Annotated in this window: 19 protein-coding genes; 4 read left to right on the forward strand and 15 right to left on the reverse strand. The window is 39.0% G+C overall.

Annotation, left to right across the window (positions count from 1 at the left end; genetic code table 11):
- Positions 1-11: 11 nt before the first annotated feature.
- The 6 genes from ACSU6B_RS11390 to safA all read right to left on the reverse strand — a co-directional run bounded on the left by ACSU6B_RS11390 (position 12) and on the right by safA (position 4360).
- Positions 12-644, reverse strand: a complete 633-nt coding sequence (locus ACSU6B_RS11390) for a response regulator transcription factor (RefSeq protein WP_088085790.1) — start codon at positions 642-644, stop codon at positions 12-14.
- Complete coding sequence (locus tag ACSU6B_RS11395; protein WP_410885273.1) at positions 637-1695, reverse strand: sensor histidine kinase; 1059 nt, start codon at positions 1693-1695, stop codon at positions 637-639. The genes ACSU6B_RS11390 and ACSU6B_RS11395 overlap by 8 nt, the downstream gene beginning before the upstream one ends.
- Positions 1692-2426 carry a cell wall-active antibiotics response protein LiaF gene (gene liaF, locus ACSU6B_RS11400; protein ID WP_410885275.1) on the reverse strand — a complete coding sequence of 245 codons (735 nt, stop codon included), beginning with the start codon at positions 2424-2426 and terminating at the stop codon, positions 1692-1694. Before liaF ends, ACSU6B_RS11395 begins: the two co-directional genes overlap by 4 nt.
- A 156-nt stretch (positions 2427-2582) precedes the next feature.
- Positions 2583-3227, reverse strand: coding sequence for a PspA/IM30 family protein (locus ACSU6B_RS11405; RefSeq protein WP_215002924.1), 645 nt, complete (start codon positions 3225-3227; stop codon positions 2583-2585).
- 21 nt (positions 3228-3248) lie between these two features.
- On the reverse strand, positions 3249-3596 hold the full coding sequence (locus ACSU6B_RS11410) for a lmo0954 family membrane protein (RefSeq protein WP_410885277.1): 348 nt from the start codon (positions 3594-3596) through the stop codon (positions 3249-3251).
- A 149-nt stretch (positions 3597-3745) separates the two neighbouring features.
- The gene (gene safA / locus ACSU6B_RS11415) at positions 3746-4360 is read right to left on the reverse strand and encodes a SafA/ExsA family spore coat assembly protein (protein WP_410885279.1); all 615 of its coding nucleotides are present in this window, start codon (positions 4358-4360) and stop codon (positions 3746-3748) included.
- A 119-nt stretch (positions 4361-4479) separates the two neighbouring features.
- On the opposite strand from safA, the gene ACSU6B_RS11420 reads away from it, so the two are divergent.
- The 3 genes from ACSU6B_RS11420 to ACSU6B_RS11430 all read left to right on the forward strand — a co-directional run bounded on the left by ACSU6B_RS11420 (position 4480) and on the right by ACSU6B_RS11430 (position 6895).
- Positions 4480-4854 carry a DUF1360 domain-containing protein gene (locus ACSU6B_RS11420; protein WP_215002918.1) on the forward strand — a complete coding sequence of 125 codons (375 nt, stop codon included), beginning with the start codon at positions 4480-4482 and terminating at the stop codon, positions 4852-4854.
- A gap of 114 nt (positions 4855-4968) precedes the next feature.
- Positions 4969-5115, forward strand: a complete 147-nt coding sequence (locus ACSU6B_RS11425; RefSeq protein WP_214715314.1) for a hypothetical protein — start codon at positions 4969-4971, stop codon at positions 5113-5115.
- A gap of 244 nt (positions 5116-5359) precedes the next feature.
- Positions 5360-6895, forward strand: coding sequence for an FAD-dependent oxidoreductase (locus ACSU6B_RS11430; RefSeq protein ID WP_410885282.1), 1536 nt, complete (start codon positions 5360-5362; stop codon positions 6893-6895).
- A gap of 86 nt (positions 6896-6981) precedes the next feature.
- On the opposite strand, the gene ACSU6B_RS11435 is transcribed toward ACSU6B_RS11430, so the two are convergent.
- The 4 genes from ACSU6B_RS11435 to ACSU6B_RS11450 all read right to left on the reverse strand — a co-directional run bounded on the left by ACSU6B_RS11435 (position 6982) and on the right by ACSU6B_RS11450 (position 9808).
- Positions 6982-7116, reverse strand: coding sequence for a hypothetical protein (locus tag ACSU6B_RS11435; RefSeq protein ID WP_282599650.1), 135 nt, complete (start codon positions 7114-7116; stop codon positions 6982-6984).
- Between the two features lie 135 nt (positions 7117-7251).
- Positions 7252-8397, reverse strand: a complete 1146-nt coding sequence (locus ACSU6B_RS11440) for a DEAD/DEAH box helicase (RefSeq protein ID WP_410885284.1) — start codon at positions 8395-8397, stop codon at positions 7252-7254.
- Between the two features lie 107 nt (positions 8398-8504).
- The gene (locus ACSU6B_RS11445; RefSeq protein ID WP_215002912.1) at positions 8505-8804 is read right to left on the reverse strand and encodes a DUF5658 family protein; all 300 of its coding nucleotides are present in this window, start codon (positions 8802-8804) and stop codon (positions 8505-8507) included.
- A 155-nt stretch (positions 8805-8959) separates the two neighbouring features.
- A complete protein-coding gene (locus tag ACSU6B_RS11450) occupies positions 8960-9808 on the reverse strand; it encodes an MBL fold metallo-hydrolase (protein ID WP_410885286.1) in 849 nt (282 codons plus the stop codon).
- Positions 9809-10228: 420 nt separating this feature from the next.
- Between ACSU6B_RS11450 and ACSU6B_RS11455 the strand changes: the two genes are divergently transcribed.
- On the forward strand, positions 10229-10564 hold the full coding sequence (locus ACSU6B_RS11455; RefSeq protein ID WP_410885288.1) for a hypothetical protein: 336 nt from the start codon (positions 10229-10231) through the stop codon (positions 10562-10564).
- 153 nt (positions 10565-10717) lie between these two features.
- Here ACSU6B_RS11455 and kynB read toward each other — a convergent pair whose 3' ends face one another.
- The 5 genes from kynB to ACSU6B_RS11480 form a co-directional block, all read right to left on the reverse strand.
- Positions 10718-11338, reverse strand: coding sequence for an arylformamidase (kynB, locus tag ACSU6B_RS11460; protein ID WP_215002908.1), 621 nt, complete (start codon positions 11336-11338; stop codon positions 10718-10720).
- Positions 11339-11435: 97 nt separating this feature from the next.
- Positions 11436-13349 carry a WG repeat-containing protein gene (locus ACSU6B_RS11465; RefSeq protein WP_410885290.1) on the reverse strand — a complete coding sequence of 638 codons (1914 nt, stop codon included), beginning with the start codon at positions 13347-13349 and terminating at the stop codon, positions 11436-11438.
- A 148-nt stretch (positions 13350-13497) separates the two neighbouring features.
- Entirely contained in the window at positions 13498-14034 is a 537-nt protein-coding gene (locus ACSU6B_RS11470; RefSeq protein ID WP_410885292.1) for a 4Fe-4S binding protein, read from the reverse strand.
- Between the two features lie 62 nt (positions 14035-14096).
- A complete protein-coding gene (locus ACSU6B_RS11475) occupies positions 14097-14237 on the reverse strand; it encodes a hypothetical protein (RefSeq protein WP_410885294.1) in 141 nt (46 codons plus the stop codon).
- 196 nt (positions 14238-14433) lie between these two features.
- Positions 14434-15417, reverse strand: coding sequence for a Gfo/Idh/MocA family protein (locus ACSU6B_RS11480; protein ID WP_410885437.1), 984 nt, complete (start codon positions 15415-15417; stop codon positions 14434-14436).
- Between the last annotated feature and the right edge of the window lie 147 nt (positions 15418-15564).

Raw genomic sequence — 15564 nt, forward strand, 5'->3', positions numbered from 1 at the left:
GCCTCCGAAATTTATTTAATTAATGAATGCTTAAATGCATAAATAACCGCTTGCGTTCTATCTTGGACGTTCAACTTGCTCAAAATATTACTGACATGGGTTTTGACGGTTTTGAGGGCAATAAATAACTCATCAGCAATGTCTTGATTGGTTTTGCCTTCTGCCATTAATAATAATATTTCAATTTCACGGGTGGTAAGGTCTTCGTGTGGCATATGTGTATTTTTTTGGCGCATTTTCACCATCATTTTTCCGGTTACTTCCGGTTCAAGGACTGATTGTCCATGGTATGTAGCACGGACTGCATTGGCAATTTCACCCGCTTTAGAGGTCTTCAGCATGTAGCTGGTTGCCCCTGCTTCAAGTGCAGGATAAACTTTTTCATCGTCCAAAAAGCTTGTCACGATTATGACCTTTGCTTCCGGCCACTGTTCAATGATTTGCTTTGTGGCTTCAATCCCGTCCATTTCCTTCATCACTAAATCCATTAGAATGATATCAGGGCGAAGTTCGAGGGCAAGCTCCACACCTTTTTTTCCATCGTCGGCTTCTCCAACTACCTCAATGTCTGGCTGCGCTGATAAATAAGAAGAAACTCCGATTCTAACCATTTCATGATCATCAACAAATACGACTCTAATCATTGGCACCATCTCCATTAATCATCACCGGAACCTTCACTTCCAGCCTTGTTCCTTGATTTTTTACACTAACCACTTTTAACGTGCCGCCTACTTCTACTGCACGCTCATGCATATTTTGCATTCCATAGGAACCTGCTTTCATCTCGTTTACATTAAAACCTATTCCGTCATCAATAATCCTTAAGATGACAAGATCATCCCGTTTTACCATCAAAACTTCGAGTTTATTGGCTTTCGAATGTCTTAACGTATTTGAGATCGACTCTTGGAGGATACGGAAAAGATGATCCTCTACTCCTTTATCTAACGGAAAAATCTCTGTCTTCCATTTAATATCCATCTCAACCTTTTGTGATAATTCGATTAATAGCTCTTCGATTCCTTCTTGAAGTGTTTTATTTTTTAAGGCCACTGGCCGTAAATGTAAAAGCAGGGCACGCATTTCCAACTGTGATTGGTGAATCATTTCTTCGACTAATTTCAATTGTTTCGCTTCGCGGTCATTTTCTACGGGTGATTGCTGTTTAGTTTCGTTGATGGCCGACATCATCATCGAAGCAGCAAATAATTGCTGACTGACAGAATCATGCAGTTCACGGGCCAATCGGTTCCGTTCCTGTTCAATAATTTCTTGGATTCTTCCTTCAAGGTCTTCCACCTTTTCAGTGGCTAATCGCTGCGAAAGCTTCGCTTGTTCAGCCATTTGTTTGCCTATTTTCTCAATTCGGTTTGCAATGAGCTGCATTTCTGAGATAGCAGGTTTCTCCTTAATTACTTCTATTTGTTTTCCTTCCTCTAATAGATGCAAGGAGTGTTCAATGGATAGAAACTGTCTTCTCCAAAACACCCCAGAGACTGCACCTAAGAGAATCCCCACGGCAATGCTAAAGGCAGGGATAAAGATTACAAACGGAACATTCATGAAATGTTTACTCCACAATTCCGCCCAACTGCTTAGTGGGAATACGAAGATAAAAATGGCACTGACAATAATCGCAAGGAAAAAGGAAAAGCCAACACTCCAGAAAATTTTACGCTGGGTTGTGCTCATATCCGGCTCACCTCTAAATTTCCAACCATGAGCGAGGTGAAAATTTTCACTTTGTGCTCAGCTGTCTCATATCCTGGTGTTTTTAGGTGTAATACTCGATTGAAAAGTTTAGAGTCGTGGTGCTCGAAAACAGTCGTTGAACCCATGATGCATGAATGCTGGACACTAACATCAATATCATAAGGAACAAGGATTTGAATATTCCCAATCAAATTGCGAATAAAGATAACCGTTTCCCCTTTAGGCAGCATCGTAAAGCTCAGATCAATGATGGTATCACCGATCCCTGCCTGGATATTTACATCATTCCATTCGTAGGCACCTGGGGGGGTCTTTTGCTGACCAAGGACGATATTTTCAAATAGAGGTTCTGACTTTATCATTGTTTCTTCATGGGAGGTTGGTTCGATTTCCGTGATTTCAGGTGAGATTTTCTTTGGTTTCTTTTTGGCATTTAAAAATTGAATAAAAAAGTGCAGTAATATCGCAACTAGTAAAAACTTAAACGTCATCATATTTAAGAGACTAAGGACTAAGAAAATAATCCCGCCGATAAAAAGTATTTTCCCCTTCTTTTTCCCCGATCGTTTGCGGCCGAGGTAAATCATGCCTCCAGAGATAAAAAGAGAGAAAATTAGCCCACTGTTAAAAAATAGTATTTCCATGACTAAAATGATCGCACCGATAATGACCAGCCAGCCTATATAATCATTTTTAGTATTTTTAAACATGGTCCACCCTCCCTTATAATCATCTGGATAACTCTTTTTATACTTTGTATTACTATTGTTTATGGCCAAAAGGCGCAGAAATCCTACGCCTTTAATGTCTAGCTCCAGCGCCTAGGGGCGCTTCCGCTTTTTTATTTAGCATACCATGTTTTGTATTTAAATGGACTTGCTTTCTTCCAATTTCATTTCTTTTTCTAGTTGTGCCACACGAGCATCGATCGTATTGCGATAGTATGAGCTATTCACTTGATGCTCTAAGCGGTCAAGATAATTTTCAATATCTTTAAACTTCGAGTAGGATTTATCTGAATACGTATTAGAATCAAGCACCTGGTTGATTTGGAGGTTCGCTCGTGTTACATTTTCACGGCCCATTAATTCCATCCGTCTTAGGTGCATATCTTTTAGCTTGTGCTTCATTTCTTCATACTTTCTTTCTAATTCTACTAATTGACTCTTTACTTGTTCAAGTGATGCACCCAAGCGGCTTGCACGATCTGCATATTGCTGATGCTCTGCTGAGGCAAACTGATAAAGTTCTGATTCGTCTGCTTTAGAAGCAATTTCAGCTTGGTACTTTCTTTTTTCAGCTAACTGGGACGCTTGCTGATATTCTCTTGTAAATTCATCTTTCAGTGTGTATTGACGTTCTAATAGCTTTCTAACTTTCTCTGTTTCTTGCTCACACTGGCGTAGGTATTGATTTAATAAAGCAATTGGATTTTGTTTATCTTTTTGATCAAGTGCCTGGTGTAAATCTGCTGTAATCGTGTTTTTAATTCTTGTAAATAAGTTTGTCATGTTCATTCTCTCCTTTATTTCTTAATAATTTTTCAATTCATTCCACTGTTTTTCAAAATTAACAAATGGGTCATTTTCATCCTTCACGGTTGTGTGCTTTTTCTCATTCCATTTTTTATAAACAAGGTATAACACATAAGCTGCTGCAACCCCTATAATTGCTGGAGCGTTATGAATGGATACGATGAGGACAATGAATCCAATGATCCCAAGCCCAATTTTCCCTCCTGTCGATTCAGCTTTTAAGAACTGTTTGAATATGAAGTATAGGAGTACTAAGCTGACGAGTAACCCCACCATTGGACCAATTGTGGAAAGCAAGATCATCGCTGCAATTCCACCTGCTAACAGTAAACCAAATTTTTTCATTTTGTTTTGCTCCTTTCTTTATCTTGATTTCATCTTACCTCTTTTCATTGTTTATCATAATTGCGCTTGAGCTTGATTTTCATATCGGTCCTAAGACGTAGAAAGGGTCAGCCCCTAAGCGAAATGCTTAAGAAACTGACCCTTTTATCTTACTTAGAAATAAACATCTGTACCCAATAGTGTCTTTTTGAGCCACCCTGTGCGTAGCCAACCCCAATATAGGTAGATCTCGTGCTTAAAATATTTGCCCTGTGACCGGAGCTATTCATCCAAGCTTGAACGACTGAAGCCGGTGTCGTTTGCCCTGCTGCAATGTTTTCAGCAGCTGAGCGGTAGGAAATCCCAAAGCTTTTCATCATAGCAAACGGACTGCCATACGTTGGACTGGTATGACTGAAATAGTTTTTATCTCTCATGTCATTGGCTTTATAACGAGCAACCCTTGAGAGCTCCCAATCAGGGGTTAATGCCTTCAAACCATTTTTTGCACGCTCCTGATTGGTTAACTGGATTACCTGGCTTTCCGTACTTTTTACAGCATCGAAACTCGGGATGGTAACCTTTTGACCTGGATAAATCAAATTTGGGTTCGAAAATTGCCGGTTTGCCGAAATAATTTCGGAAATTCCAACTTGATACCTAACTGCGATTTTCCAAAGTGTGTCCCCCGGCTGAACGGTGTAAATTTGCTGGGCAAAAGACACACTTGGAATACAGAATAGTGATAATAAAAACAGAAAACTAAACCAAAAAGATTTTTTCATTTTTTCGCCTCCTCCGAATATATAATTTTGATTTCAGGCTCAAAATATACAGGGAAATGAAAAATAAAATGGAGCTGTCCATTAGGGAGAGACCAAGTGGATATTGGAGGATTGAAAACGTGGAAGATATCTCATGGATGACCTATATCATGTTAATTCTAGCGAGCTACCGTTTAACTCATTTAATTGTCTTTGATAAAATTACTGAATTTATCCGTAAACCTTTTGTTAAGAAAGTAAAAGTAGAAACGGACGATGGAGTGGAAACCAAGGAAGTTCCAACATCAATGTTTGGTTATTTATTGAAATGTTATTGGTGTGCTGGTGTTTGGAGCGCTATTTTACTTGGGGGTGCATATTTGCTCTTTCCACGTATTACCTATGTGGTTATTTTAATTTTCTCGATTGCCGGCGGCCAGTCCATTATCGAAACCTTTGTCGGCGTCAATATCAAAAAAGTTGACTACTATGCCGCACTTAAGAAAAAAGACTAATAAAAAATAGTATATTTCCATCAGTGATTCATAGGAAAAATCCTCCCCCCTTATGCATATATTTTTAGAAAAGCTTAAGAAATGAATGCTTAAGCTAGACAAAGGGGGAATACAATGTCTGCAATTTGGTGGGTCACAACGATTGGTTTTGTCTTATTTCTCGGCTGTATTGGAGGAACATTTTTCCATTTTGTTAGAAGCGCCTTAAATACTGAAGACTCTACCCGTATTGATCCATTAAAAATTGATAAAGAGGAATGATTCTATCTTATTCAGTCAAAGCCAAGTTTAAGGTTTGTTATGCGTCGGCATCTTGCTAAGTTAATTCAGATTCTGTAGACCAAGGGTTCATCATTATTTAACCTCCTAATATATAACGGGAAGAACCATGCAAAACGCAAGGTTCTTTTTTTGCGACTAAGGAAATATTTCCATACTTACATTAATTTTATCACTTTTGGAAAAATTAAATATGATGTCATTTTTTTAGGCTGGAGGAGTATATATGAGTTCATCTGAAAAAATCCCAAAATTCCCAAAAACGTATTGGCGTGAAATAGAATTACCTGCTTTTAATTCATTAGAACAAGATCTTTCTGTGGATGTTGCAATTGTTGGTGCCGGGATATCTGGAATTACCGCTGCCTATTTGCTGTCAAAGGACGGCTTAAAGGTGGCCCTCTTAGAAGCAGGCAGTGTCTTGAATGGGACTACTGGCCACACAACTGCAAAATTAACAGCACAGCATAGCATTATTTATGATGAATTAATAAATCATTTTGGAATAGAAAAAGCTCGGCTTTATTATGAATCACATATGAATGCCATTCGATTTGTCGAAAGCTGCGTAGAGGAAAAGGGAATTGATTGTGATTTCAGTAAGCAAGACGCTTATGTTTATGCAACAACGGATGAGTATGTCGACAAGCTTAAAACGGAATGGGAAGCATATAAAAGTCTAGAAATCGATGGGGCTTTAAAGGATACGATCCCCTTTAAAATTCCTGCAAAAGGTGCTCTCATGATGCGCAATCAAGCGCAATATCATCCCCTTAAGTTTCTAAAAGCACTTCTAGATGATGCGGTTAAGGCGGGCTGTTCTGTTTATGAGAATACAGTCGCTTCAGACATTGAGTACGATGATTCGGAACCAAAAGTTGTTACTAAGTCTGGACATAGAGTATCATGCAAGCATGTGATTATTGCCTCCCATTTCCCTTTTTATGATAAACCAGGGCTTTATTTTGCGAGAATGTATGCGAGCAGGTCTTACGCAATCGGGATAAAAACCGATAAGGACTACCCTGGTGGCATGTATATCAGCGCCGATAACCCACCTCGATCGATTCGTTATACACCGCTTAATGGGGAAAAGGAAAAGTTATTGATCATCGGTGGTGAAAATCATAAAACGGGGCAAGGAATGGACACGCTGAAGCATTATGAAGCACTCGAAACGTTTGCTGAAGAGGTTTTTGGGATTAAAGAGTACGATTATCGCTGGTCTGCCCAGGATATGGTTACACTGGATAAACTTCCATATATTGGACATTACACTGAAGGCCGTGAGCATGTTTTAGTGGCCACAGGTTATAAAAAATGGGGGATGACAACAGGGATTCTCGCAGGTCACTTGTTGACCGATTATGTTATGGAAAGGGACAACCCATATATGGAGCTCTATACACCGTCCCGATTCCAAGCTGATCCCGACTTAAAGAGTGTCATCACAACCAATGCAGATGTGGCTAAACATCTAATTAAAGGCAAACTTGAGTATACGGATAAGTCCACAGATGATTTACAGGTGGGTGAAGGCTCTGTTGTCATGTATAACGGAAAAAGGGCCGGCGGCTATAAGGATGAAAACGGTAAACTTTATGTTGTCGACACCACCTGCACCCATCTTGGCTGTGAGTGTGAATGGAATCATGCTGAAAAATCTTGGGATTGCCCATGCCACGGTTCTCGCTATGCATATTCAGGCGATGTTATTGAGGGCCCCGCTAAAAAAGCACTCAAATTACTTGCTGAAGAGTGATTTTCGTCGTGTTCAACAAGAATCTACAAATGTGGTGACCTCCCATAAAAAAAGCGCCTCCCTTATTAAAAAGGAGGCGCACTTTGTTATTTACTATTTGGACGGTTATGTTTTAGTGCTTCTCCAGTTGTAAATTCAACCAGTTCTTCACTATCTCTCATTGGTTTTTTGCGATTATTATTACGCTGAGCATTTTGATTACCAAGCTTCTGTCTTCCCACACTACCATCTCCTTTTTCGAGAAATACATTGATAGTATGAGTGAAAATAATTAGTCTTATTCTTTTTTGAGGACTGGAGCTTTTTCTAAATTTAGTCATTTGCTCATAATACTAGTTCTCTGGATGTGAGTTCCATTATCTCCGTAATTTCTGGTCTCTTTGTCCCTCTTCAGAAATCAGGCCTTTGTAAAACACTCTTTTATGAACCGGAACGTTTAACTCACGGCAATACTGTTTCAATTCTCTTTCTTCCCTTTCGGTAACAAGCGAGATAACAATCCCATTTGCACCCATTCTTCCTGTTCTTCCAGCCCTGTGTACATATTGCGATATATCCTTTGGAGAATCGATATTGACCACATGGGTAACCCCTTGGATATCAAGTCCTCTCGCCGCCACATCTGTAGCAATTAGCATGTTCATTTTGCCATCACGGAAAGACTTTAATGCAGCCTGCCGTTCGAGCTTTTTCATGTCGCTATGCAAGATTCCGATCGATAAATCTTTAAAATGTAATTTTTCCTTAAATACTTCAATTTCAACAATATCATTAATAAACGCAAGCGATTTACTATTTTCTAAGCGCGTGATTTTTTCGAGGAGCTTGATCTTATCTCTTGGATCACATGAAAAATAAATATGCTCGACTTCTCCAGACGAAGCAAGTTCATCCTTTTCGATGCGAAGAACTTCCGGGTCTTTCGTCATTTCTTTTGCCAATTTCTCTGTTGCCGGTTTCATTGTAGCTGAAAACAAAACAACTTGGCGGTCACTCATGGTTGATTTTACAATGTTTTGGACAGTATTAAGATGCTCGTGAATAAGTAATTGATCACCCTCATCGAGAACAACCAATTTTACTTCATGCATTTTCACCTTTTTCTGTTTGATCAGTTCAAATAAACGACCAGGTGTTGCAAAAATAACATGCGGGCGTTTCTTTAATTTTTCAAGCTGGCGTTTCATATTGGCTCCGCCAATAATCGAAGTGCCCCTTATTCCGCTGCCTTCCGACCATTTTTGAAATTCTTGATAGACCTGCATTACCAGCTCCTGCGAAGAAGCTAACACAACCGCTTGCAAAGTTTGTAGACTTGGGTCCATTTTATCTAACAATGGCAGCAAATAAGCCAGCGTTTTTCCAGTACCTGTCGGTGACTCGGCAATTAAATTCTTGCCTTCAAGAATCATTGGAATAGCGGCTTCTTGAATGGAAGTCGGCTGTTGAAATCCTGACTTTTCCCAAGCTTCCTGCAAGTATGGTTTTAAGGTATTTAACATATTGAACTCCTTTATATAAAAATCATTTTTCTTATTATTTGTCTTTCCATATCGTATTGATACTAACTGAATAACCTTGGAGTGTCTAGTTGGGAATAGAGGAAAAGTCATGATGCAGTATTTAAGTAGAGGACAATCCACACCATATGATATACCAGGACGGAGAGATAAAGAACACAAGTGGAAACCAAAAGAGTCCGAATCCACCCTTTTAGTGGTCGCAAGTAGAACAAACCAAGCAACAAGAGGGGCAGAAAGATTTTTATGATGTAAAAATAGGACCAGCTTTTTTCAATTACAAGCTTCATCATTGGATTTCCCTCTTCAACAATACCTGAAACAATTCCAAAATGAGTTAAAACAGCATCCAACAGTCCAGCAACTAGTAAAAAGAAACAGAGTCTCATTATTTTCACCTCAAATGAATTAGTTCAATTAGTCTCCATTATTTCTAATGATATTTATGCTGATACCTAAAGTTTTTTTCTTGTTCTTAAAAACGAACAATAAAGTGATATAAAAGAGCTGCATGAGTCAACAGCCCTAGTTTCTTCAGAAATTACTAATTCACATATTTCCCACTGTCAGGCCGGCCAATTTCAGCAAAATGCTCCACTAAATAATTTAGATTTTCTGCTAGGTCCTCCCCACTCATTGGAAGTCCATGACCAGTCACTGCTACTTGCGGCTTGAGTGCCTCTAACTTTTTTACAGATTCAAAAGCAGCATCCCAGTCAGTAGTGTAATATTTTGGGGGACCGCTAATCTCTTGTGTTTGCGTCATTACTTTATATAGAGATTCTTGTTTTACCGTCACAAATGCATCTCCCACAATCAGCGCCCGGTCTTGTTCACGGAATAAGGAAATATGGCCCGGCGTATGCCCGGGTGTATGTACACACTTCCAATTAGGCATATTTGGAACGGTTCCATCTGCAGGAAGCATATGAACATGCGCACTAATATCAATTCCATGGTTGGGGAACATCGGCGACATTTTTGCAACAAGTCCACGATCAACATTAGGGTCACCAGGCGGATAATCTAACTTTCCAGTCAAATAAGGGATTTCCAGCTCATGTGCATATACCGGAATCTCCCATTCCTCCAACAATTCAGCCACTGATCCGACATGGTCAAAATGTCCATGCGTTAATACAATCGCTTTAGGAAGGGCACCCTCACCAAAACGTTCTTCAACCATTTCCTTTATCTCATCTGCTGACTTAGGCATGCCCGTGTCAATTAAAACAAAATCATCCGACTCATTCGGGTTGCCTACAAGTACTAGGTTCACGATTTTGTCGGTGTAACAATAAATATCAGGCAAAACTGCTATTCCAACTCCACTGCCGATTGAGGTCACTGGAAGAAAGGTTTCTTCAAATTTACTATCCTGATTGCGCTCCAAAAAAAATCCCTCCCTTTTTGTTTATTATTTATCTGGAAGGGAAAATTATTACAACCTCTTATCCTTGGTTCTTTAATGTTAATATTATAACGAATTCTCCGTTCTTAATACAGTTTTTATTTTCAAAAAAAAAAACTGCCCATAAGGAGCAGCCTTTAATCAAATGTTCGCAAAGTCATTTTATACAGATTACGATTAATTTCCTCCGAATGAAATTGATTTATCTCAAGTTTGAGTTTGGAATAATTACGATAAATATGGCTCAATACACTGTGTATTCCTATGGTTTGGCAGACATTGGGTTAGATTGAAGAGTTTTAAATTCGAAAGCTTTGTGAACAATGCCTTCAATTTGAAATTACCTTCAAGAATCGGTGATAGAATGAACAACAAGAAGATTTCAATATAGTGGAGTTGAAAATGATGTTTAATAAGATTTCTCTTATCACATCCATGTTGTTTTTTCTATTAGGAACGAATGTCTTTGCCGATTCTAGATTAGAAGTCTCTTCTCCTCAAAATAATCGAGTATTAAGCCAAACAGTTCAGGTTATCCCCTTAACCACTGTTAATCATAAAATAGTATCAGCAAATAAAAAGACCATGAAACAAATGGAGCATGCCTCATCGACTCCTAAACAAGTGAAGGATGCTAAGCCTACCTTTAATAATTATGTTATTCCTGTTTTGGTCGGTTTATTTTTTATCTTCGGACTGGGGAGTTACTGGCTAGTATTTCGTAGAAAACATACTTAGAACGAGGAGACTCTGGAGGTTTTTTCCTTTTAGATTGATGTGTTATTGCTTAAACCAAACAAATCTGATTGTGGCCTTTAACAGAAGAAGCGTGAATCCAGTTTAGTTGAGATTCACGCTTCTTTTTTATTCCATAATGGTGCCTGACACCATTCATTTCTGACGCAGGACTGCGCGAACTGGACTCCCGTCTCCTTCGACTAATGGGAGCGGCAGGGCAATGAGTTCGTAATCTCCTGGTTCAATTTCATCGAGCATTAGTGACTCTAGGATGTGAATTCCATGTTCATTCAAGCTATGATGGGCAGGCAGCTCTTTACTGTCGATTGGATCAACAGATGGAATATCCAAGCCGATAAGCTGAATCCCTTTCCTTCCTAAGAAAGGAGCTAAGTTTGGCTCAATATGTGGGATCTTTTCAGGGAATTGATTGGGATTTTCCCACGCAAGGGTTCTGAACAACACCCGTTTGCACCCATCAAGATCCATCTCTCTTAAATCAGCTGCACCAATGCTTTCCTTTCCAATCATATCAATAACTTTCGCTGGACCGATGTATAGATTAAGGTCCAACTCAATGATCTTTTTTCCCGCGTTATCAAAATGAAACGGAGCATCCACATGTGTTCCCGTGTGGGTACTTAATTCGAGTCTGCCAACATTAACAGAGCCGCTTTCCTCCATTGGCCATGAGACCTCATATTTAAAGGTGGTATCACCCGGCCAGACTGGCATCCCGTTTATTAGCTTTCTAGAAACATCAAAAATCTTCATTCCAATACCTCCCCTAGACATCTTGACTGTATCACCATTATTTCATTTTTTTTCATTAGAATCCATGAAAAAAAGACAGGTTTGATTCCTGCCTTTGTTAATGAAACGATTTCCAAAATTCACTGTTACCATTAATGATGTTCTTTAAGTCCTTAAAAGGGATGGTAAAGGTAGGGAAACCAGCAGCAAAAGCGGCGATTTCATATGGATTAAAGTAGATATTCAAGCCCGCCTCACTAATAAAAAATGGCTGATCAGCTGGGATTCCATGGTACTCATCAGGAAATAAGTAAGATGAATATTTTTCATTACTTTTTATTTGATCACCAATCATATCACTGATTACTTTCACGTACGGGCTGCCAGACTTAAAGAGGTCTTTTAATTGATAGATCGAGCCTGTTTTTAGGTTAATATTAGCATATTTTTCCACTGGCATACCGTGAGCGGCACAAAACGGGTAGTCATACCCTGTTATCTTAATGACCAGTAAATTTTTCTCGTAAAGGGTAACCTCAAAATCCCCCGTATAATTCGATTCCAATTGTGTGTGTGCCAGCATGGGTTTTACCCCCGCCAGTTCCTTTAAAGCATGATTTACTTTTTCCTGATGAATTTTCATACCTTCAACATGCGGGAAATAGACTAAATAATCCTTATTAGGCTTATATTTTTGCTCGACAACTGAGTAGTTATTATTTAGCGGGACAATCGTGGCTTGCTTCCAGAGCAACTCACCATTTTGATTAAAATAGTGCAGGCGCTCGTCAACATCACCTTTGATTAACGTTTTCTCAAAACTAAGCGAGCCGCTGCCCCTGACCATTGGCAGCTGTTCGATTCTCTTTCCAAGTTTGTCAATTAAGTAAATATGCTGAGCATCGGAGACAGAGGCAAGACCGTCCTGAAATTTCGTGATTCTATTAAAGATAAATCCTGTAAGGATATGACCACCCGAATCTGCTAAGGCGTAAATAGACCTCATACAGGGTAGTTTTGGATCCATCTCTTTCCCGATGGCAAAGCGTCCCTCATCTAGATATAAGATTTGGTTATAGTTTGGCTTAATCACAAAATGGCCAGTTCGATCAATAACGCCATACTGTTCCCTATTATTATCTGACAAACTAACAATGGCACGTCCGTCTATAAATGACTCTGCAGATGAAAATTTAGGCTCTATGACGATTTTTCCCTGTTCATTGATATATCCAATCTTCCCATCGTTGATTTCCTTAAATGCAAGCAAACCTTGGCCATAATTACTGACATAAGCATAAGGGTACGATTGTAATATCTTTCCGGTAAGGTCGATTAATTGAAAACTTCCATCTTTTGTTTTTACAATTGCTTTCCCCTGATCAAAATCACTAGCGCTTTCAAAGGCTATCGGAATAACCACTTTCCCTCGTTTATTCAAATAACCGTATAAATACCGCCCATGCTCATCTTTTTCTACAGCACGTACGCGCCCCTCTTTATACTCTCCGACAATAATCGAATAAGCCCGATCCGTGATTTCTTTGCCACTTTCATCAATCACCTTGAATCCTTGAGGGTCGTTGACAACGGCCCGGCCTTCTGAAAAAGGATTAATTGTATCGTATTTGGGCTGCACAATAAAATACCCTTGGTCATTAATAATTCCTGATTTGTCCATTAAACCAACAATAGCTAAACCATTCTCCTGGAAATCCTCGGCATGCTCATAGCTGATAGGAAGAATCAGTTTCCCTTTCGCATCGATATAGCCCCACTTATTTCTGCCAATTTCCTTCATCACCACTGGGAAAAGATAGACGGCCCTTGTGTCTCGAAAATTTGAAAGCGCTCGGACCGCCTTTTTCTCCACCTCAGGAGGCATGGGATAATATATAAAATGACCAAAGTAATTTTTCAGAACAAATAAATAGGGCTTTCGATTAAGACGATACACCCCAAATATTTCATATAATCCATCCTCATCTATATCCATATATTGGATAACCGCTTGTGAATCTCGAAATTCCAATTCTGCTCCAGCTGGGAGGTATGGCACTATCCAAGTTATTAATTCTCTGTTAGATCCAAACATCATAACTCACCCATTTTAGTTTTCTATATTTATATGATGAAAAGTGGGCTATGTGTTTAACACTTATACGGGAAAACACCGCTAATTATTTTATGTTTTTGGCTTCTGGGATTAGTTGTTTCCATTCTGCATAGGAGATGATTGAATCCCAGTGACCTGTTATTTTTGCAAAAGTAATAATAACGAAAAAAAGCACGAAGAAGGTAACTGGTACAAACCATTTATTCACCTTTTTACGCGCAACCGTCATGTTGAGTGTGTCTTTTACGGGGCATGCCTCTACACAGGACATACATGCTGAACAATTAAGAGAATTTATAGTCTCCACCTTGTGTACCTTTAATCGTTGCGGACAAACCTTTGTACACATTTCGCAGTTTGTACAAGTATCTTCATTCCGCTCAATTTTTGTAATCCTAAAGATACTTCCAAGACCAATTAATGCACCATACGGACAGAGGAAGCGGCACCAAAAGTTTCTAAAGAATAATGACAAGATGAAGATCACAATAATAAACTTCAAGGCAAAGCCGCCAAGATTTGTGAATAAAAGAAGCATTTTCACATCAGAGACCTTATTATACGGCTCCTCGAGAAAGCTTTTAGCAGTAAAAGCAGGCATTTGAACAACCATTAGGACAAAAAAGAGCATCAATAAGTATTTAATAGGTGTTAAAAGCCAAGTTACCCATCGTGGAATTTCAAAATTCCTTTTAAACATCTTTCTGGTAGTAAAAACAGCAGAAACAAGCCCTGAACAGTATATCTTGTCATTTGCACAGGCTTACGTTTCAGCTGTTTCATATACCACGCTTTTGACTTCATAAGGGTTTCCTCCAATCCTGTTACATTTCAACTATAAAGAACATACAATGCATGGAATGTGATAAAAGTCATTGAGAATATTGAATTCATAAAGAGTTCACATAACCATTCTTTAAAACGTCAATTAAGTTCAATACCATTAAGAAAACCCCATAAGACAAGGCCAGAGGATGTATCCCCTGGCCCGTTTTTGTTTCTATTTTTCTGAAGCAAATAAAATATTATTTTGTCTTCTTGCTTCTTCTGTGATTCGAAGGACAATTTCGCTCCAACTTTTCAATTGCTGATATTCTTGATCATTTTCGGTTTCAATAATCCTGGCAATATTTTCACATTCATAAATCATGTTTTGTTCTTCTAGTTCGACACTCAAGATTTCGCTCTCTATTCCACGGTTGTCAACCAAGGTTATTTTTGAAATCGGGGCCGCATCTTCGAGGACAAAGGTTCCCTTTTCTCCATGTATTTCACACGGTAATTCCGAATGAGATATTTTCGAACAAAGGATTGTACAGACAAAATCGTCATACGTTAACACAAGTGTTCCACTTCCATCCACACCGCTGCGGAGGAGGACCGGGTGATAGGTTACCTGCTTGGGCTCACCGAACAACCCGACGGCTAAATAGAGTGGATAAACACCTAAATCAACAAGTGCGCCGCCAGAATAGGTAGCAGAAAAAATATTTGGTTCCTCCCCTTGTAAAAATAAATCATAACGGGAGGAATATTTCATGTATGGTAACATGGTACTTCGCAACTCCCCGACCATAGGGAGCTTGTCCTTTAATATTTTGAAATTAGGGGTATGCACATTTCGAATTGCTTCAAATAAATAAACCCCATTTTCCGCCGCTGTCTGGTATGCCTTCGCCAACTCTGCACTATTTGAAAATATCGGTTTTTCGCAGATCACGTGTTTCTTATTTTTCAAAAACATTAGTGTCTGGTCAAAATGGACTGAATTTGGCGATGCTATGTATACAGCTTCTATTTCAGAAGTTGACGCCATCTCCTCCAGATCTGTATAAAAATTAGGAACATTATATGTATCTGCAAATTGTTTCGCTTTATCCTCTGTTCTGGAATAGACACTTGTTAATTGCCATTGACCGCTAAGTTGTGCTGCTTGGATAAAGGATTCAGTAATCCACCCTGTTCCGACTGTACCGAAGTTAATCATTGTACTTCCCCTTCCTTGATATCTTCAAGAAACTATTGTAGTCTTTTTCAACCACACTTGCCAATTCCGAATTTCAAAAAAAATGAGCAAACATTCCATTTTATGTGTGTTTTTCACATGAATTGTAGGGAACAATGGAAAAAT

This window comes from Neobacillus sp. C211, assembly GCF_051842875.1.
Taxonomy (GTDB): domain Bacteria; phylum Bacillota; class Bacilli; order Bacillales; family Cytobacillaceae; genus Neobacillus.